The sequence below is a fragment of the Aeromonas allosaccharophila genome (genome assembly GCF_000819685.1).
Classification (GTDB): Bacteria; Pseudomonadota; Gammaproteobacteria; order Enterobacterales; family Aeromonadaceae; genus Aeromonas; species Aeromonas allosaccharophila.
Genome location: NZ_CDBR01000082.1, coordinates 62,189 through 80,251 on the forward strand (window position 1 = coordinate 62,189; position 18,063 = coordinate 80,251).

Annotated in this window: 17 protein-coding genes, 1 pseudogene and 1 riboswitch; of the genes and pseudogenes, 11 read left to right on the forward strand and 7 right to left on the reverse strand. The window is 57.1% G+C overall.

The features are described from left to right. The first annotated feature begins 149 nt into the window (after window positions 1–149). The 3 genes from BN1115_RS14010 to BN1115_RS14020 all read left to right on the forward strand — a co-directional run bounded on the left by BN1115_RS14010 (window position 150) and on the right by BN1115_RS14020 (window position 2,972). The gene (locus tag BN1115_RS14010; protein ID WP_170872271.1) at window positions 150–632 is read left to right on the forward strand and encodes an MgtC/SapB family protein; all 483 of its coding nucleotides are present in this window, start codon (window positions 150–152) and stop codon (window positions 630–632) included. A 522-nt stretch (window positions 633–1,154) separates the two neighbouring features. Then, window positions 1,155–1,754 carry a hypothetical protein gene (locus BN1115_RS14015; protein WP_042657629.1) on the forward strand — a complete coding sequence of 200 codons (600 nt, stop codon included), beginning with the start codon at window positions 1,155–1,157 and terminating at the stop codon, window positions 1,752–1,754. A 33-nt stretch (window positions 1,755–1,787) separates the two neighbouring features. Further along, window positions 1,788–2,972 carry a DUF6161 domain-containing protein gene (locus tag BN1115_RS14020; protein ID WP_042657630.1) on the forward strand — a complete coding sequence of 395 codons (1,185 nt, stop codon included), beginning with the start codon at window positions 1,788–1,790 and terminating at the stop codon, window positions 2,970–2,972. A gap of 37 nt (window positions 2,973–3,009) precedes the next feature. On the opposite strand, the gene BN1115_RS14025 is transcribed toward BN1115_RS14020, so the two are convergent. Continuing rightward, complete coding sequence (locus BN1115_RS14025) at window positions 3,010–3,822, reverse strand: alpha/beta fold hydrolase (RefSeq protein ID WP_042657631.1); 813 nt, start codon at window positions 3,820–3,822, stop codon at window positions 3,010–3,012. A gap of 118 nt (window positions 3,823–3,940) precedes the next feature. Between BN1115_RS14025 and BN1115_RS14030 the strand changes: the two genes are divergently transcribed. From BN1115_RS14030 to BN1115_RS14040, 3 genes are read left to right on the forward strand one after another with little or no spacing between them, the layout of a single operon-like run. Next, complete coding sequence (locus BN1115_RS14030) at window positions 3,941–4,324, forward strand: MmcQ/YjbR family DNA-binding protein (RefSeq protein WP_042657632.1); 384 nt, start codon at window positions 3,941–3,943, stop codon at window positions 4,322–4,324. Next, window positions 4,321–4,797 carry a GNAT family N-acetyltransferase gene (locus BN1115_RS14035; protein ID WP_042657633.1) on the forward strand — a complete coding sequence of 159 codons (477 nt, stop codon included), beginning with the start codon at window positions 4,321–4,323 and terminating at the stop codon, window positions 4,795–4,797. Before BN1115_RS14030 ends, BN1115_RS14035 begins: the two co-directional genes overlap by 4 nt. A gap of 57 nt (window positions 4,798–4,854) precedes the next feature. Continuing rightward, window positions 4,855–5,190 (forward strand): DUF3802 family protein, encoded by a 336-nt coding sequence (locus BN1115_RS14040; protein WP_042063403.1) that lies wholly within the window; start codon window positions 4,855–4,857, stop codon window positions 5,188–5,190. Between the two features lie 261 nt (window positions 5,191–5,451). Here BN1115_RS14040 and msrA read toward each other — a convergent pair whose 3' ends face one another. Beyond that, window positions 5,452–6,084 carry a peptide-methionine (S)-S-oxide reductase MsrA gene (gene msrA / locus BN1115_RS14045; RefSeq protein WP_042063404.1) on the reverse strand — a complete coding sequence of 211 codons (633 nt, stop codon included), beginning with the start codon at window positions 6,082–6,084 and terminating at the stop codon, window positions 5,452–5,454. Between the two features lie 269 nt (window positions 6,085–6,353). Here msrA and argA point away from each other — a divergent pair, with 269 nt between their 5' ends. Continuing rightward, on the forward strand, window positions 6,354–7,682 hold the full coding sequence (gene argA, locus BN1115_RS14050) for an amino-acid N-acetyltransferase (protein ID WP_042657634.1): 1,329 nt from the start codon (window positions 6,354–6,356) through the stop codon (window positions 7,680–7,682). Between the two features lie 107 nt (window positions 7,683–7,789). Beyond that, a riboswitch (Lysine riboswitch) is annotated at window positions 7,790–8,013 on the forward strand. 90 nt (window positions 8,014–8,103) lie between these two features. Further along, window positions 8,104–9,456 (forward strand): lysine-sensitive aspartokinase 3, encoded by a 1,353-nt coding sequence (gene lysC, locus BN1115_RS14055; RefSeq protein ID WP_042657635.1) that lies wholly within the window; start codon window positions 8,104–8,106, stop codon window positions 9,454–9,456. Window positions 9,457–9,537: 81 nt separating this feature from the next. Here the strand turns inward: lysC and BN1115_RS14060 are convergent, their stop codons facing one another. After that, window positions 9,538–10,623, reverse strand: a complete 1,086-nt coding sequence (locus BN1115_RS14060; RefSeq protein ID WP_042657636.1) for a protein kinase family protein — start codon at window positions 10,621–10,623, stop codon at window positions 9,538–9,540. A gap of 255 nt (window positions 10,624–10,878) precedes the next feature. On the opposite strand from BN1115_RS14060, the gene BN1115_RS14065 reads away from it, so the two are divergent. Beyond that, entirely contained in the window at window positions 10,879–13,134 is a 2,256-nt protein-coding gene (locus BN1115_RS14065) for an LTA synthase family protein (RefSeq protein ID WP_042657637.1), read from the forward strand. A 59-nt stretch (window positions 13,135–13,193) separates the two neighbouring features. On the opposite strand, the gene BN1115_RS14070 is transcribed toward BN1115_RS14065, so the two are convergent. Beyond that, on the reverse strand, window positions 13,194–14,210 hold the full coding sequence (locus BN1115_RS14070) for a S66 family peptidase (protein WP_042657638.1): 1,017 nt from the start codon (window positions 14,208–14,210) through the stop codon (window positions 13,194–13,196). Window positions 14,211–14,479: 269 nt separating this feature from the next. On the opposite strand from BN1115_RS14070, the gene BN1115_RS14075 reads away from it, so the two are divergent. Beyond that, window positions 14,480–15,322, forward strand: coding sequence for a patatin-like phospholipase family protein (locus BN1115_RS14075; protein WP_042657639.1), 843 nt, complete (start codon window positions 14,480–14,482; stop codon window positions 15,320–15,322). Between the two features lie 297 nt (window positions 15,323–15,619). After that, window positions 15,620–15,766 (forward strand): annotated as a pseudogene (gene cysG, locus BN1115_RS22690) (siroheme synthase CysG); the annotation flags it as partial. Window positions 15,767–15,880: 114 nt separating this feature from the next. Here the strand turns inward: cysG and BN1115_RS14085 are convergent. The 3 genes from BN1115_RS14085 to dedD form a co-directional block, all read right to left on the reverse strand. Continuing rightward, the gene (locus BN1115_RS14085) at window positions 15,881–16,483 is read right to left on the reverse strand and encodes a hypothetical protein (RefSeq protein ID WP_042657641.1); all 603 of its coding nucleotides are present in this window, start codon (window positions 16,481–16,483) and stop codon (window positions 15,881–15,883) included. Window positions 16,484–16,771: 288 nt separating this feature from the next. Then, entirely contained in the window at window positions 16,772–17,089 is a 318-nt protein-coding gene (locus BN1115_RS14090) for a heavy metal-binding domain-containing protein (protein ID WP_042657642.1), read from the reverse strand. 171 nt (window positions 17,090–17,260) lie between these two features. After that, the gene (gene dedD, locus BN1115_RS14095; RefSeq protein ID WP_042657643.1) at window positions 17,261–18,061 is read right to left on the reverse strand and encodes a cell division protein DedD; all 801 of its coding nucleotides are present in this window, start codon (window positions 18,059–18,061) and stop codon (window positions 17,261–17,263) included. Window positions 18,062–18,063 lie beyond the last annotated feature (2 nt).

Consider the following 18,063-nt stretch of genomic DNA (forward strand, 5'->3'; position numbering starts at 1 on the left):
ACTCAACACTTTTTACTCAACAAGGGAAGTCAGCGTTTGATACCCTGCGGATGAGGTCTCATGGCGTATTTTCGTACAGCCCCCATGGCGACAGCATTAACCGGTTTGATTCGTTCAATTCATATGCAACATGCACAAGGATGGCATTTATGTGGCAAGAGATCTGGCAGACCATCGTCTCCGAGTTCACCGATATTCAAGATATCAAGCAGATGACCCAGATTGTATTGCGCCTGCTGGTGGCTGGTCTGCTCGGCGGTCTATTAGGCTACGAACGTGAACAGAAAGGGAAAAGTGCCGGTATCCGCACCCATATGCTGGTCAGTATTGGCGCCGCCCTGTTCGTGCTGATCCCCCAGCAAGCTGGCGCATCAACTGCCGATCTGACCCGGGTGTTGCAGGGTCTCACTGCCGGGGTGGGATTTCTGGGGGCTGGCACCATCATTCTGGGCACCCGACAAACAGAAACCAAGGGGCTGACCACGGCCGCCGGTATCTGGGTCACCGCAGCCATCGGTATTGCCGCGGGTATGGGCCGAGAGTCCACCGCGGTGCTCGCCACCCTGATCGCGCTGTTTATTCTGACCATCGTGCCTTGGCTGCTGGGGATCAAAAAAGAGGGCCGTGAGTAATCCTCCCCCCCCACTGACTGCGGCCCTCTGCAGATACCGGCCACCCGAGTGGTCGGTCTGCTCGATGACCCGAAACCCATAGCCCTTATAACAGGGCATCACAGTGATATTGCCCAGCCATTCCAGTCACTTGGCGCCAGTAGCCAAGGATGCCTTATCTGTTTATTTATTAAACTCCCCTCGCCCACTCAACCCACAGCCAACTTGGCTCAAGGCTGATCCCCGTCAAAAAACCTTTCAAAATACGAGCGATAACTAACTTTTTGCTCACTTTGATTGGTCGCCGTTTGATATCTTTCTCATCCGGCACTCATAGCCCCAAAGGCAGCCGAGGTAAGCCCATGATTTACCCATTTTCAATCTGGTTAAAAGCAGTACTCGGGGAGCTGTAACCCCGTGCGGTAGCAATATCAATTTTTTTCAATAAATAAAAATTATTGGATTATCTTTATGGCTTGATTACTCACACCCGTCATTAATACTTCCTAACCTTCATATATTCAATATTTAAAAGGTGTACAGTTGGAATCATTAATACAGTTTGGTTATGACGTTTTTGGTATAGATAAAGTTTCAGCTTTAGTGATGATACTTTTTGTAACCGTATTTAAAATTGTCAAAACACGCATAGATCGCTATAAAAATGAACGGCATAGTAGAATTTCTATTTTTATAGAGGAAATTAAAAAAAACTCCACTACTTACCATATAGTTACAGAGCAAATATTTCAAAACAGATTTGGCACGATTATAGACTACCCTGCAATAAAATTATTAACAAAAACTAAATCACCCAGCAAAAATATTCAAGATTATCTTTTTGGGAAAAGTTACTTAAAATACAATCAGCAAAAGCAGCAGTTAGAATACAAAACCAAATTTGGGCTGAGACAACTCAAGATATACAAAGTGATTTATATGTTTGTATATTACATCTCTGCGATGTCAGGGCTTTTAATGATTGTACAAATGCCTGCGTATCCACTCAATGGACATATAGGGTTCAGCGTTTATTTATTTGCTATATTGGCATTATTGACTTTGGCATATATGAGCGTAGAGGAATATGTAAAAATCACCTCATCCATTGACCTAATAAAAAGAATAGGCAGCCCTTTATAAAGCAACTTTTAAACATTTTATTGGAAGTAAATAATGGACCATTTAGATATCATTAACAAAGAGTTTTTAAATTGGAAATGGCTATTGAGTTATCCAAACATACTCGAAAATCTTAATGCATATAGACAATTTTTTAACTTATTCCAAAATGAAAAACCCCAAGACTCTGACTTCATTATTAAAGGTGAGAGCAATGAATCTACCCTCGAAGATATCACGGCTATTTTCAGTACGACATCCTATATCATGTCAACTTCATCTAAAGGACGATTTATATGCTCTATTCAAGAAAAGGAAATCGCGGCTGAGTGTCTGCTCGCATTTGTTCTGGGCGTTGATAAGCGTACTCAAGGGATTATCAACGCTATTTTTTACAAGAAAGGATTTAAAAGAGAACTGGCTTCTGAACAAGAAAAAATAAATGAGACCATCAGAGACCTAAAAAAGAAATCTAAAGAATACGATTTAAATATAGAAGAATTATTAAATAATTTAAACAACGAACTTCGGATCGGCCAGCAAGCTGTAATTGAATTAACATCTGCATGTAACTCCTTGAGAATTGAAAGTGACAAACAGAAGAAAGCAGTTCTTGATATTGAAGAAATTAAAAACAATCTAGATGGTGCATTGAAACTTGAGCTGGAATCCAAAATAAGGCATGCATCACAAGGCTATGATGATTCAATTAAAGTTTTGCGCGAAGCATTAGAAGCAGAAAAGTTAGCATCCAAACAAAGATTTGATAGTTTTGTTGATGCATATAAAAACAAAATGAAACTTAAGGCTCCTGTTCAGTATTGGTCTGAAAATGTGAGGCATCACAAGAAATCAGCATTCAGATTTGGCATGGCTAGTATATTTCTATCTTTAATTATTTTTTTACCCATCGCTTATGTCGCATGGCAAATACTTGCTAGCGAACAAATTATATGGGGTAAAGTGGGTGTTGTTGCGTTCACAACATCCCTTGCAATATGGTTGATTCGAATTCTAGTTAGAATGTATTTAAGTCATAATCATATGCAAATGAACTCTCAAGAAAGAGTGGTAATGACGCAAGCATACTTGGCTTTAATTAGCGAAGGAGGAGCATCTTCAAACGAGGAGCGCAATTTAGTATTGCAAGCTATATTTAGACCTGTATCGACAGGAATTATTACTGACGATGCATCACCTCATAGCCTCGTTGAATTTATCAACAAGATAAAAAAATAGTAACCCAGTTGTCAGATAAAACACTATCAATTTAAGTTTATCTACAGACCCTATTAAATCTTATCTCCTCGTTCCCCAGCGATTGAATAAATGCCAAAGTACGGCGATTAAACTGCTCCGGCTGCTCCACATTGCAGACATGGCCACACTGTTCGATCACCGCCAGTGAGGAGCTGGCATCGCGGGCCACCTGTTCGCGTACCGGTGCCAGAAACATATGATCCTCCTCCCCCATCACATAGAGGGTGGGAATGGGCAGGGAGCGTTCGCGGAAGTAACGCATCAGCGGGTTAACCTCGGTGGCGAGGCGGAACCAGCGTTTGAACTCTTTCTGGCAGAGCTTGCGGGCCTCGCGCACAAAGAGGTTGCGCGACTCCTGATGGTGCTGGCGCGGCATGATGATGAAGGCAAACAGCCGGTAGAGCCACATATAGGGCAGGAAGTGCTGGCCGAGTCGGCCCAGCTGCACCAGCACCCGCGAGCGGATATCGAGCCGCAGGATGGCGCCCCCCAGTACCATGCTTTTCACCCGCTCCGGGCAGAGTTCGGCCAGATGGCGAATAAGGATGGTGCCAAGGGATATGCCGACAAAGTGGGCGCGGCGGATATCGAGATGATCGAGCAGCCGAACGATATCTTCGGTCACTTCCCGAAAGCTGTAGTGGCCCTTGACCACCTGTTGCAGTTGGTGGGACTGGCCGTGGCCGCGCAAGTCCAGCAGCAGCACGTTGAAGTGCTCGCGATAGGCGCGCAGCTGCTTGAACCAGATGGAGGAGCTGCCACCGGCGCCGTGGACAAACACCACCCAATCCCGCTCGGGACCCAGTTCGAAAGTCTTGTGATACAACATCCAATAGGCTCCCTTGGTGATGGGGGGTATACTCGGCTGCGCGCATATTAACAGAACAGGCCCGCCGATAGATATGCGCCTGACATGACCCGGATCACCCCTTGCGCGAGAACCCACCATGGATTTGACCCGTTTGCGCCACTTTCTGCTGACCCTGCCGGGCGCCACCGAAGATACCCCGTTTGGTCCGGAGATCCTGGTCTACCGCATCGCGGGCAAGATGTTTGCGCTGGTGGATTGGCAGGCCGAGCCGCTCACCATCAACCTCAAGTGCGAACCCGAGCTGGCGTTGCTGCTGCGCGAGATCCACCCCGAGGTCAAACCGGGATGGCATATGAACAAGCAGCACTGGAACACGGTGACGTTAACCGATGCGCTGCCGGACGATCGGTGGCAGGGCTGGGTGCACCACTCCTATGAGCGTGTTGTCGCGGGTCTGCCCAAAGCCAAACGGCCACAAGCGCCACGCCCCCTCCAACCCACTGACGACCAGACCTTATGACCCCGGAATTACGTATTGTCCCCCTTAGCGAGGCACATATCCCCGCCCTCGTGACCCTGTTTGAGCAGGCGGTGCGACGCAGCGGCCCCGAGCACTACAGCGCCGAACAGGTGGAGCAGTGGGCGCTCGGTTCACAACATCCCGGCTTTGTCAGCCAGTTGCGCGAACACCACGGCTGGGTGGCGGAGCTTGGCAATGTGCCCCTCGGTTTTGTCACCCTGAGCCCCGATGGCCACCTCAGTCTGCTCTATGTGAGCGCCGACCATCAGCGCCAGGGACTGGGCAATCTGCTGCTCACCACGGCGCTGGCGGGGGCTCGGGCGCTCGGTCTGAAGCACATCACCACCGAGGCCAGCGCCTTCAGTTATGAGCTATTTTTACGACATGGCTTTACGTTGACCGGGCTGGAGTGCGTAGAGCGGGGCGGAGTCAGTTTTACTCGCCATCGCCTGCACTGCTGCTTGCCAAGCTAGGGCAAGCCACTAAAATACGCTTAATTTTCGTATTGTTACTGTATTGAGGCAGCAACCATGGTGGTAGAAAGTGAAGGCTATATCTCGCTGATCGAGTATCTGGTGGAGAGTTTGGGACTGTTTGAATCCCAACAGCAGAGCAACGGTGAAGAGACCATCGAAGATCTGGTCAGTGGCCGTGTTGCCAGCAACCTGATGGCTATTTGCGAGCAAAATCCCCAGCTCGATGCCAAGGTGCGTTTTGCCATTATGCAGGAGGCCGACGCCGTGGTCGCCGATCTGGAAGAGGTGCTCTCCGCCGTCTGGCTGCGCGCCCCGACCCCGGAACAAAAAGCCTTCCTCATCGAGTTTATCGACCTTATCAAGAACCTGTTCGACAGCGCCATCGGCTGATCTGCCGCTTGGTTCTCCCGCCCAACGCAAGGTTTCAGAACAGCAGATAAGGAAAAGGGCCGCCTTGGTGGGCAGCCCTGCTTGCTATCATTTTCAATCCACCCATGCGTTCATTCATCAGGTGGTTTTCAAGGCAAGAAATGTGTCTGGACTTTGCATCCGATCCCTGGACGCTACCTAGTTAGTCCCGACTAGTCGCAATAAGTTCCCTCCTCCGACCATTTATTTTCACTTTTATTAAGAAATCGACTACAAACCTGTTCAGCGGTTCAGGCTGGGCGGCAAACAGACTCCAATGCCACCCAATCCGCAGTAGCCATCCGGATTTTTCTCCAGATATTGCTGATGGTAATCCTCGGCGTAGTAGAAGGGCGCCAGCGGCAGAATACGGGTGGTGATGGCACGGCTGTCGCCGCTCGCCGCCATCGCCTGCTGATAGGCCGCCATGCTCTGCTGGGCAATGATCTGCTGGCTCTCGTCGCCATAGAAGATCACCGAGCGGTACTGGGTGCCCACATCGCCCCCCTGCCGCATCCCCTGCGCCGGATCGTGCTGCTCCCAGAACAGTCGGAGCAGATCGCCGTAGCTGATCACCGCCGGATCAAACACCACCTGCACCGTCTCGGCATGGCCGGTCAGCCCGCTACACACCTCTTTGTAGGTGGGATTCTGGGTAACACCGCCCTGATAACCGGCCGCGGTGGAGTAGACCCCCGGCTGCTGCCAGAACAGGCGCTCAACGCCCCAGAAACAGCCCATGCCAAACCAGGCCACCGCCATCCCTTCTGGCCAGGGGCCCTGGGTCGGGTTGCCGTTCACCGCATGCTGCTGACCAATCACCATCGCTTCGCGTCGTCCCGGCAGGGCATCTGCCGGTGAAATAATCTGTTCCATGAATTCTGTCCTTGTATAAAACCCTGTGAAATCACACAGCTGACGAAAAGGAGCATCGAAGATAGCAGTTTATCGCGCCGGATCAACCGGCGGGCCCCTTCCCGCTCGCCCCGTCATACCATCTAAGCCTCCCGCCCCCCTTCCCCGATCCGCACGGCCAAGCCGTCTCTGGTAGACCAGAAACAGTCAAAATCAATATTTAGTCTTGATTTGTGAATTAATTTTCATATATTGAGCCAATCGCTGTTTTTTTATGGAAGAAATATCAAGTGCGTGAACGCGAACCCAGTCTGGTCAATGCCTTTCGGCAATCCACCCCCTATGTCAATGTGCATCGGGGTGCCACCTTTGTGCTAATGATGGGGGGAGAAGCCATCTGCCACCCCAACTTCGCCAATATCGTCAGCGATATCGCCCTGCTGCAGACACTGGGCATACGCCTGGTGCTGGTGTTTGGTTCACGTCCGCAAAATGATGAAGCGCTGGCCCGCGCCGGTATCGAGGCCCAGTATCACAAGCGGATCCGGGTCACCGATGACGAAAGTTTCACCATCATCAAACAGGTGTGTGGCGGCCTGCAATACGACATCACCGCCCAGCTCTCCATGGGGCTCGCCAATACCCCGATGCAAGGCGCGCGGATCAGCGTGGTGAGCGGCAACTTCGTCACCGCCCAGCCGCTCGGGGTGGATGATGGCATCGACTTTTGCCACAGCGGCCGGGTGCGCCGCATCGACGTGGAGGGGATCACTCGCCAGCTCGATCAGAAGAGTCTGGTGCTCATCTCCCCCATCGGCTGCTCGGTCACCGGCGAGAGCTTTAACCTGAGCTCGGAAGAGGTGGCGCGTCGGGTGGCGGTCGATCTCAAGGCGGACAAGCTCATCTGCTTTAGTAGCACCCAGGGGGTCATGGACAGACGCGGCGAAGCCATCTCCGAGCTCTTCCCCGAGCAGGCCGAAGAGCTGCTGGTGGAGCTGGAGCAGGCGGGTGAAGAGATGTCCGGCACCGCTCGCTACCTGCGCGCGGCCATTGCCTCCTGCCGCGGTGGGGTGCCCCGCTCCCATCTGGTGAGCTATCAGGATGATGGCGCCATGTTGCAGGAGCTGTTCAGCCGTGACGGCCTCGGCACCCAGATCGTGCGGGAAAGCGCCGAGCAGGCCCGCGCCGCCACCATCGAGGATATCGGCGGCATTCTCGATCTCATTCGCCCGCTGGAGGAGGAAGGCATTCTGGTGCGCCGCTCCCGCGAGCAGCTGGAGATGGAGATCGACAAGTTCACCATCATCGATCGCGATGGCCTGATCATCGGCTGCGCGGCCCTCTACTGCTTTATGGAAGAGGCGATGGCGGAGATGGCCTGCGTCGCCATCCACCCCGACTATCGCAACTCCAACCGGGGAGATCAGCTGGTGGCCAAGGTGGCCGAGCGGGCCAAGCGGCTTGGCATTCGCCGCCTGTTTGTGCTCACCACCCGCTCCATCCACTGGTTCCGGGAGCGGGGCTTCGATCCGCTGGAAGTGGAAGATCTGCCGGTGGCGCGTCAGCGTCTCTACAACTGGCAGCGCCGTTCCAAGGTTTTGTCAAAGACCATTGCCTAAGTCATTGATTCTGCGTTGAGTTAGCCGACAATTTGAACTTTTTCACAAACTCGATTGACAGTGCAATCCAACGCAGGGTATTTCTAAATGCACTCCACCGCCTTGGTGGAGCCAGAAGAGGAGCGCTGCCCAGGCAGCCCAAGGGAGGACGCCGGCGTCCGGTGAACTTGGGTCAGGGGGAGCAGCGCCGAGACGAATGAGGAGACTGGTGACCTCAACGTCGGCTGCGGGGGCTGAATCCCCCGGGTTGTCATCGGTAGTGATCATCCCCCACCGCGCCCTGTCAGGGGCGGTACGGGATGGGCTCTGCAGGTGGAGTGCTTCTGGCCGGGATAGCTTCGTTCATTCCTGCCATTTTCAGCCTCCTCCTCTCTTTTTTGCCCGATGGAACCGGAATCTTAAATTAAGACAGGAGTAAGCAATGAGCCCGATCAATGTCGCCAAGTTTGGCGGAACCAGTGTCGCCAACGCCGCGGCCATGAACCACTGCGCCGATATCGTGCTGGCCAATCCCGCCACCCGGATGGTGGTGCTGAGCGCCAGCGCCGGTGTCACCAACCTGCTGGTCGCCCTGGCACAAGGGGAGCTGGACGAAGCGGGCCGCGACGAGCAGCTAGCCAAACTGGCCGGGATCCAGCAGGCCATTCTGACCGATCTCGGCAACCCCGTTGATGTGAGCGCCCTTATTCATGGTCAGCTGGACGAGATCCGCCTCATGGCCCAGCAAGCTCACCAGCATACCGATGCGGAGCTGGCCGATCGCCTCATCGCCTGCGGCGAGCTGATGTCTACCCGCCTCTTTACCGAGCTGCTGCGCCAGCGCGGCGTCAAGGCCCACTGGCAGGATGTGCGCCAGCTGATGCGCACCGACAGCCGCTTTGGCAAGGCCACCGTCGATCTGGCCACCACCCGAACCCTTTGCCAGCAGACGCTGGGCCCGCAGCTGGGCGACAGCCTTATCATCACCCAGGGCTTTATCGGCGCCGATGGCGATGGCCGCACCACCACGCTCGGTCGCGGCGGCTCTGACTACAGCGCAGCCCTGCTCGCCGAAGCGCTCGATGCCGCCACTATCGAGATCTGGACCGATGTGCCCGGCATCTACACCACGGATCCGCGCCTCGTCACCCGCGCCCGCCCCATTCCCGAAATCAGCTTTGTCGAGGCGGCCGAGATGGCCACCTTCGGCGCCAAGGTGCTGCACCCCGCCACCCTGCAACCGGCGGTACGCCAGAATATTCCGGTGTTTGTCGGCTCTGCAAGGGACCCGGCCGCCGGTGGTACCTGGATCCGCGCCAGCACAGATTCAAGCCCGCTGTTTCGCGCCGTCGCCCTGCGCCGCCAGCAGGTGCTGGTGACCCTGCACAGCCTCAACATGTTCCACGCCTACGGCTTTCTGGCGGAAGTATTCGGCATTCTGGCCCGTCACCGCATCTCGGTCGATCTCATCACCACCTCGGAAGTGAGCGTGTCGCTGACCCTGGATCACACCGGCAGCCAGAGCAACGGCGAGCCGCTCCTGAGCGACAAGGTACTGGCCGAGCTGGGGCAACTCTGCAAGGTAGAGGTGGAAACCGGTCTGGCACTGGTGGCGCTCATCGGCAACCGGATGAGCGAAGTGAACGGGGTGGGCAGTCAGGTCTTTGACGCCCTGCGCGAGCACAACATCCGGATGATCTGCTACGGCGCCAGCGCCCACAACCTCTGCTTCCTGGTCAAAGAGAGCGAGGCGGGCAATATCGTCAACCGCCTCCATCAGGAGCTGCTGGACTGATCCTCACCCGAGGCAATTTAGAACACGCAACAGGGCGCCTACAAGGCGCCCTGTTCATTTGTACTCCGCAAAGGTATTGGCTCAGGCAAGGCTGGTGGCAGGCAACTGGCAGGCCACAGCTTCGCGGCGCAGTTGCTGCAAGCGGGCCAGCAGCCCGGTCTGGCCGAGCTCCGTCTCCTGAGGCGAGAGATTGTTCACCAGCAGCGGATAGTGATCCGTCACCGCCTGCATCAACCAGTCGAGGCGACGCAGGGTGAGCGGGCCGCAGCTCTGGCCGCTCAGATCATCGGCCACATCGAGCCGGTGGCTGCGATACATGTCCCGCCACCAGTTGGCGATCAGCGCCTCGTCGCTTGCCAGTGCGGCGCTCCACTCCCCTTGCAGGGCGTGCAGGCGGGCCAGCACGGGCGCACTGGCCCCTTCACGGATCAGGTGATGGATCTCCCGTTTGACCCATTTCAGACAAAGCTCGCGCCAGTAGCGAAATTGCGGCAAGGGATCGGCCTCATCGAGCCAAAGCCCTGACAGGGTGCGGCTCTCCAGCCGCTCCGGTACATGGAACTGCGGGTCGACCAGACCATTGGAGTTGTATTCAAAGCGGGGATCGAAGGTCCACATATAGCCAAAATCGAACACGCTGATCTGCTCGCCGTCATCGAGCAGGTTGCCCGGGCTCGGGTCCCAGTCAAACCAGCCCCAGCGGGCCAGCTCCCCCTGCACCTCCAGCATCTGGGCCAGATTACGTTCGTTGAGCTGATGCACCGGCACACCCCGCAACCAGGGGGAGACCAGCACTCCGGCCCGCGCCGATCCAAAGCTGGTGCAGACCACATGGGAGAGGATGGTGGGGTGCAGCTCGCGCAGCGCCTCGATTTCACGCCGCCGCTCCAGCTCGGTCAGAAAAGCGGTCTTGCCATCGAGGTTGGCCACCAGCGAATCCTGACGCCGCCGCTTGAGACACCAGTGGTGCCCCTCCACCTTGAGGTGAAACACCTCGGCGGTGAGACCGTGACGATAGACCTTGATCACAGCCGGATGGGTATCCTTCAGTTTGACCAGCTGGGCCAGCGGCAACGGGCAGTCACGCTCGCGCCCGATCCGGATCTCTTCCTTGCTCTCCAGCATGCGCAGCAATCTGGCCTGGCGCGCCATCACCTTAGGATTCATACATGTACCTCCTGTCGCTATTGAGAGACTAAACAGCGCCTTTCTCCCAGGCCAGCGGCAAAACCCCATGATGACGCTTTCATCACATATTCCGTGCAACCCCTCGATCGGGATCACAATTTGCAAGGTTGAACTGTAACCAAATATTCATTGAGTGGTCATTAAATTGACAACCCGGAACAAGGCCCGCACCATCGGGTCAAACTCTATGCGGATGAACGATCTCTCCCTCACTCGCTCAAAGGATGAGCTTATATGAATCGCCCCTCCTCAGGCCGCCCCCGCGTCCTGAGTCTGCCCTCTCTGCTGCTTGCCCTGCTGGGCGGATTGCTGCTGCTGACCCTGTTGTTGCCGCTTATCAATCCCGGTAGCTGGCTGGGCCGTGCCCAACCGCTGGTGCTGGGCCCCGCCGACAATCCGCTGGCCACCCTCACCCGCCACGCCCTGCTCTATAAAAGCGACAGCCGCGGCCTCTATCTGGTGGTACGGAGCCAGTGGCAGTTGCGAGGGCCGCTGCAAGCGGGGGACAAGGTGCGGGTAGAGCTGCTCAACGACAAGGGGGAGCGGATCGACCAGCTCAGTCAAGCGGTGGATAAGCGTCAGGTGTGCCGCAATAACCGCTGCTCGCTGGATCTCAACAGCACCCTGCGCGCCCCGGACGATGCGCTGGCCAGCCGCTATCAGCTACGCATTGGTCTGCTGCTCAAAGATCGCCCCGAGAGCGGCAATTTCAGCCAGATCCTGCAAACCCTGCCGGAGCAGGGCTTCAACCTCACCTATCTGGTGGTGAGCCTGACGCTGGTACTGGCCCTGAGCGCCGCCGTGCTCAAGACGGTGCTGCCAACGCTGCGCCGCAGCCTGCGCTGGCGGATCATCGGCAGCCTGCTGCTCGGCAACCTCACCTTCGTGCTGCTGCACGGCTTCGTGGTGTTCAAGCTGGGGGAGTTTCTGCTCTGGTCAGGCTTTCGGCCGGAGCACTACTATCTCGCCTGGGGCAGCATGGTGCTGGGCTGGAGCCTCTGCGCGCTGGCGGGTTTCAACCTCTATATGGGACTGGTCTTTACCGCGCTTTCGGGAATAGGCCTGCTCGCCAACTTTATGAAGATCGCCATCTACGGCGTGCCGCTCGGGGGTGATGATTTTGGCAACCTGCTGGCGCTGCTGCGGATCCTGCTCGACCAGCACCCCATCCTGCCCATCTTCACCCTTTTACTGGCACTGTTTCTCTGCTGGCGCTTTGCCCTGTCACGCTGGGTGCTGCGCACCGCCGCCGCCACCGCCACCTTCTTTGCCCTGTGCGTGTTTGCCACCCAGACCGGCAACAAGCTGCTGGGGGCCAACATTCGTTACGTGGACCGTGCGGTCAACTACCACAGGGACATCATCCGCTCCGGCCCCGGCCTCTATCTGTTCAATCTGGTGGACGAGATGCTGCAAAGCGGCAGCGTGTTTCGCTACCCCTTGCAGATCAACGAGCTGACCCCGCAACTGAGCCATCCGCCCCAGGGCATTGCGCCGCGCTGGGATCTGGTGATCGTGCTGCAATATGAGTCGCTCTGGCTCGACTGGAAGGGGCGGATCTGTGCCCCGGCCCCCACCCTCTCCCTGCCTGCCAGCGTGCAGCAGTGGCAAAAAACCATCCACTCCCCCACTACCGGTGGCATGACGGTGCTGGCGGAGTTCGAGATGAACACCGGCCTGCCGGTGGGCTTGCTCAAGCAGGGGGTGGTGCCCTACTACTACCTCTCTGAGCAGGTGCCGGGGCTGGCCCAGAGCGCCAGACAGAGCGGCTATAAGACGCTGTTCGCCCACCCCTATGTAGAAAAATTCTGGGGCCGTGCCAAGGCGATCCCGGCGCTCGGCTACGAGGAGCGCTGGTTCGATACCCGCTTCACCACCCTCGAGCACAAGGGGCTCTATATCTCCGACGATGCGCTGATCGACCATATGCTCAAGCGCAGCGAGCAGGATAGCCAGCCGCTGTTTGCCTACGCGGTTACCATGCAAGGGCACGGCCCCTTCGATGGCCCCCGCTATCAGGGGCAGGAGCGCAGCGGCGCCTGCCCGAACCAGAGCGAGAGCGACACCCAGCTGCTCAACACCTACTACACCGGGGTAGTGGATGCCATGGCCTCGCTGGAGCGGCTGCTCAAGACACTCGACCAGTCGGGCAAACGCTATCTGGTGGTGGCCTTTGGCGATCACCAGCCGTTTTTGATGTCCGCCGGCAAGGGCATTCACGGTGACAAACCGACGCGCGATGCCACCTACCAGATCCCCATGATGGCCTTTGCCCGCGCCGATGATCCCCTCAATCTGGCAACCCAGTTTGCGCCAGTGCGCCAGCTCTACCAGATGGGTCAGGCCACTCGTCAGCTGCTGGCGGGGGATATCACCCCCATCGAGGACAAACCCCTGCTCCATCCGGTGCTGGGCGAGGAGAAGGGATTCGACCCCTCGAGCCTGGTGCCGCAGATCCGCGCCAGCTTCCGGCCCGATGCCCTGCCCTGATCCCTCTCGCCAAAAACAAGGCCGCATCAGCGGCCTTGTTTTTGACATTCATTTCGCACTCATTCTGCTCGCCACCAGGGCTGCAGCAAGGTGAGCCGCTGGCGGTCGAGATCGAGCGCCACCTCGATACCCAGCGGCAACGTCAGCATGGGGTGGGTATGGGCGCAATCAAACTCCGCCAGAATGGGGAAAGTCGGTTCCCCCACCACCTCCAGCAGGATATCGAGCGGGCGCTTGCCGCTGCCCTGATCGTTGAACAGCTCGTGCTTGCCGAGGATAAGCGCGCCTATCCGATCAAACACCCCACACAGCTTGAGATGGGCAAAGGAGCGCTCCAGCGTCTCGGCAGACTTCAGGCTGTCCTCCAGCAACAGAATATCGCCGTGTTCGATGGTCGGCATATAGGGAGAACCCCAGATCCCCGCCATGGTGTTGAGGTTGCCGCCGATCAGCCGCCCCTGCACCCGACCAGAGCCGACCGATATCAGACGATTGGGCTGGCAGAGCTTGGCCCGAGTCTGGTTTTCCCAATCCAGTCGTTCATCACTCGAGTGCGCGGGGGTAGGCAGCGTGCAGGGGACGCCAGCTTCATCGGCCAACACAATCTGTAAAAAACTGGCCAGCGTCTCATCCACCAGCGGCGGCCACTCGCCAAAGGAGGCCACCAGCGCCGGGCCATAGAAGGTAACCAGGCCAGTTTGGGCATAGATGCCGAGCAGCAACGCCGTCACATCGGAATAGCCAACGATGATCTTGGGATCCCGTCTCAGCGCCTCGTAATCGATATAGGGCAGCAGGGAGTTGGAGTTGCTGCCGCCAATCACCGACATGATGCAGCGCACTTCGGGTTCGCGAATAAGGGCGTTGAGCTCTTCGGCCCGCGCGGCGATGGCGCCGGAACGCCAGTGATCCTGCTGGCCGGTGAGGCTGCCCGCCTTGAGTTTGAAACCCTGCCCCTCAAGAAACGCCCTGGCACGGGCAAAACGGTTGGGAGCCCAGGCGGTCGCCGCACTTGAGGGGGAGAAAAAAGCGATGGTATCGCCACGTTTGAGCAGCGGGGGAACCAATAACGTCATGACACGCACATCCTTGCCAACATCCAGCCATTACAGAATCTTTGAGACTCCTACATAACCCCTTTGATCACAACGGGTTTTATCGTTAGTGTTTAGAAATACAAAACACTACATTCATTATTAACAGATATTCTAAACACCATCCCCTTCCTAGAATGACCTCATTGCGATGGCCAACCCCGGTTGGCTATCAAAGCGGTCGGTCTGACAGCCCGGACGTTTCTCCCCCACTTATCTTTTATCTCTCACTTATCAATGAGGTGCTTGTCATGAATAGAACCGCATCCCCCAGCGCATTGGTTGTAGAAGGCGGTGCCATGCGCGGCATCTTTGCCAGCGGTGTCCTGGATGCGTTTATCGAGCATGACTATCGCCCCTTTGACTTCGCCATCGGCGTCTCGGCGGGAGCCACCAACCTCTTGGCCTACCTCGCCAGCCAGCATGGCCGCAGCCACGACATCCTGACCGAGCTGGCGTGCAGCCAGCAGTTTATGGATCCCCTGCGCTTTGCCAAGGGGGGCAGTCTGGTGGATATCCACTGGCTGTGGAACACCAGCTGCCGCAAATACCCTCTCGATATCCATCGCTATCGCGAGACCGGCATCCCCTTCTATGCGGTGGTGACCAATACCCTGACCGGCAAGGCGGAGTACATCCGGGTCAAGCCGGAGAACATGAACGAGGTGCTGCCCGCCAGCTGCGCCATTCCCCTCGCCTCCCACGAATACCCGGAGGTCCATGGGGTACCGATGACCGATGGCGGCGTCGCCGACTCCATCCCGGTGATCGAGGCCTACCGCCGCGGCGCCCGTCATATGACGGTGATCCTCTCCGAGCCGCTCGGCTACCGGCTCAAACCGATGCCGTTCCCCTGGATGATCCGCACCCTGCTCAAGACCCGCCCCGCGCTGGCCCATGCGCTGGAGCAGCGGGATCGCAGCTATAACGAGGCGCTCGATTTTATCGCCAATCCACCGGATGACTGCCAGATCGAGGTGATCGCCCCGGCCGACTACTTCCCCGTTTCCCGTTTCACCCGAGATATCAACAAGCTGGAGATGGGATACGTAATGGGCAAGTGCGCAGGCTATCAGGCCGCCCTGCTCAATTGACAAGGGTTTTACAGGCATGACCCGGCCTGCCGCGACGCACGCGCCGCCAACACAACAACAATCGGGTCAGTTGAGCAACATGAGTCATAAAAACAGACCGTGGCAGGCAAGCGCGGCCAGAACCGGTGCCAGACACTCTGAGCGGCTTGCCCTCATCCCTATGCCAGGGCATCTCACCCTCATACAAGGTGTTTATTTATGTCGTTTCTTCTCACCCATCCCGCGCTGGCGCAACTGTTCGAGCGGCTGCAGCCCGATTACCGGATCATGGCGCCCGCGGCCGAATATCGGGGCGGCCAGCGAGAGGTGCGCGGCGAGCTGCAACAGCTGGTCGCACTGGCTCGTCAGGTGAAGAGCCCGAGCCTGATCATCATCGGCTCTGTGGTCACTCTGGCCGACAAGCTGGACTGGTATGGGGAGGCCAACACCCTCACCGGTGTCTGATCCGGCAGACGTGTCCAGAGGGCGGGATAATGACCTCCAGAGACAAAAAGCAGACACCAGGCAACCGGTGTCTGCTTTTTTCATCAACAGGATAAGCGCTAAACCGCGCGCCCCTTACTCCAGCGTGATGGGGCCGGTGTTCTGGGCATCGCTGTCATTCCAGTCGCTCTCATAACGAATGCGCGGATCCCCCTGCAGGGTATAGAGAATGGTGCCCTGACGAAACTGCAGCGCACCATCGGCCCGCTTGGCCTTCACCTTGACCCCGTTGACCCACACCTGCTCCTTGCCATCCACCTGAATGTTGGCCACGGTGGCACCGGTCTCGCTATTTTTGGCGGTCCACTTGCCCTGATAAGGGGAATCCCCTTTGGCCATCGGCAGCGCAGCCGCCTTGCCAGCAGACCAGGCGCTGACCGTACAGATGCCGTTGGCGCGTTTGTCATGCTTGATGGCGTAATCGACGCTGGGCTCGCTGGTCGCGGAGTCAGAGGTGATGCCGATCATGATCTTGCCGCTCTGGGCGGTATAGGCGGTCGGCGCATCGGTTTTCAGCGTGGCCTTCTTGCCATTGATAAAGACATTGCCCCCTTGCGCCTTGACCTGAATATTCATCGGGCAACTGGCGGTAAAGTTGGGAACGGCTGCGGCAACACTTCCGGCATAAGCAGAGATGGCCAGCGTGATAACAGTCAACAGTGCAGATTTTTTGTGCATCTTGATACGCCTTCAAGAAAGAGTGGTTCATGCAAAATGAGGGTCATCCGTGATGAGGTGTCGTCCTGATGGCTGTCACTCTAGTCCGGCGATCCAGGGGGGCCCAGTTAAAAAAAATAAAACCCGAGCCATCGGGTTATGAAAAACTATAAAAGTTTGAAATCATCAACTTAGACTCATTAATGGCATGGGCTCAACACCCCGTTCACGCCTCGTTGCCCGCAGCCGGGCACAAAAAAGCCGATAACCCGGTTATCGGCTTTGGCCCGAACAGCTGGCGGCAGGATATCAGAACACCACGGCGGTGCCGCTGATACTGACCATCAGCATGCTGCCGTTTTGCCCCACCACCTCGTAGTCGATATCGATGCCGACCACTGCGTTGGCACCAAGGGCCGCTGCGCGCTCTTTCAGCTCGTCAAAAGCGATCTCGCGGGCACGGGCCAGCTCTTTTTCATAGGCGCCGGAGCGGCCACCGATGATGTCGCGGATCCCGGCAAAGAGATCCTTGAAAATGTTGGCGCCGAGGATGGCTTCGCCCACCACGATGCCGCGGTATTCACGAATGGTTTTGCCTTCCAGCGTGGGGGTCGTCGAGAGGATCATCTTGAACTCCTGTGAGTAGCAGAAGGGCTCAGACTACCCCAACTGCCCGCAAATCCCAACCGGGTGGTGGCCTGTGCGACCCCGACCTTAAAAATCACGACGGCCAGATAAAAAAACACCGCGCACGGGGCGCGGTGTTTTTTTCAGAGTGCCATTGCCAACGGCACGCCGTTACGGATTGTATGAGACCACCGAGCCGCTCAGGCCCGTCATCTGGGAGATCCGCCCCTGCATGCCCTGCAGCTTGGCCTTGGAGACATCCGGCCCGATAAAGACCCGGTTGAGCTGACCCTGCACTGGTGTGCGCGGCGAAGTGTGGGCAGAGTAGCCTGCCGCCCGCAGCTTGCTCACCAGCGCGTTGACGCTGTCGACGTTCTTGAAGGCGCCAAGCTGGAGGATCCAGCTACCCTGCGCTGGTGCGGCAGCAGGCGCAGGTGTGCTCGGCTGGGTCATCTTGCTTTCAATCAGATCGTCGAGGGACTTGATCTGACCCGCCTGCGGCTTGGCCGGCGCGGGTGCCTTGGCAACTTCAACCGGTTTGGCTGGCGTCGGCTTGGGTGCTGGCTTTGGCAGTTCAACCGGTTTTTTGGCCACCACTTCCGGCTTGGGCTGTGGCTTGGGTTGGGCATTCGGTTGCGACTGGACCGGCGCAGGTGCGGCAGGGGTTGTCGCCGGCTGCGCGCCGTTGCCCTGACCGGCGAGGGTCATGGGGTCAGCCACCTCTTCCACTTGCCACTGCTGGGCCGCAGAGGCCTGTTGCTGGCTGGCCAGATGCTCAGCAGGCAAGGTGCTGGCCGCCGAGACTTGCAGCGCAGGCTTGGCAGGCTCCAGCTCAGGGCGCAGCGGGATCTTGGCAAAGGCCTCCTCCTTTTGCGCCAGCTTGTGACCATCCAGCAAGTCCGGCAGGAAAATAACAACCAGGGCCACCAGTATGACGGTGCCCACCAGACGGTTTTGAAACTTCGAGGCCAAGT

Coding starts and splice junctions, on each gene's coding strand:
- BN1115_RS14085 (WP_042657641.1), bottom strand. CDS start 16,483: ATGCACAAAAAATCTGCACTGTTGACTGTTATCACGCTGGCCATCTCT.
- BN1115_RS14090 (WP_042657642.1), bottom strand. CDS start 17,089: ATGATCCTCTCGACGACCCCCACGCTGGAAGGCAAAACCATTCGTGAA.
- BN1115_RS14070 (WP_042657638.1), bottom strand. CDS start 14,210: ATGACGTTATTGGTTCCCCCGCTGCTCAAACGTGGCGATACCATCGCT.
- BN1115_RS14075 (WP_042657639.1), top strand. CDS start 14,480: ATGAATAGAACCGCATCCCCCAGCGCATTGGTTGTAGAAGGCGGTGCC.
- BN1115_RS14030 (WP_042657632.1), top strand. CDS start 3,941: ATGGATTTGACCCGTTTGCGCCACTTTCTGCTGACCCTGCCGGGCGCC.
- BN1115_RS14065 (WP_042657637.1), top strand. CDS start 10,879: ATGAATCGCCCCTCCTCAGGCCGCCCCCGCGTCCTGAGTCTGCCCTCT.
- BN1115_RS14060 (WP_042657636.1), bottom strand. CDS start 10,623: ATGAATCCTAAGGTGATGGCGCGCCAGGCCAGATTGCTGCGCATGCTG.
- msrA (WP_042063404.1), bottom strand. CDS start 6,084: ATGGAACAGATTATTTCACCGGCAGATGCCCTGCCGGGACGACGCGAA.
- BN1115_RS14020 (WP_042657630.1), top strand. CDS start 1,788: ATGGACCATTTAGATATCATTAACAAAGAGTTTTTAAATTGGAAATGG.
- BN1115_RS14025 (WP_042657631.1), bottom strand. CDS start 3,822: ATGTTGTATCACAAGACTTTCGAACTGGGTCCCGAGCGGGATTGGGTG.
- BN1115_RS14040 (WP_042063403.1), top strand. CDS start 4,855: ATGGTGGTAGAAAGTGAAGGCTATATCTCGCTGATCGAGTATCTGGTG.
- lysC (WP_042657635.1), top strand. CDS start 8,104: ATGAGCCCGATCAATGTCGCCAAGTTTGGCGGAACCAGTGTCGCCAAC.
- BN1115_RS14010 (WP_170872271.1), top strand. CDS start 150: ATGTGGCAAGAGATCTGGCAGACCATCGTCTCCGAGTTCACCGATATT.
- BN1115_RS14035 (WP_042657633.1), top strand. CDS start 4,321: ATGACCCCGGAATTACGTATTGTCCCCCTTAGCGAGGCACATATCCCC.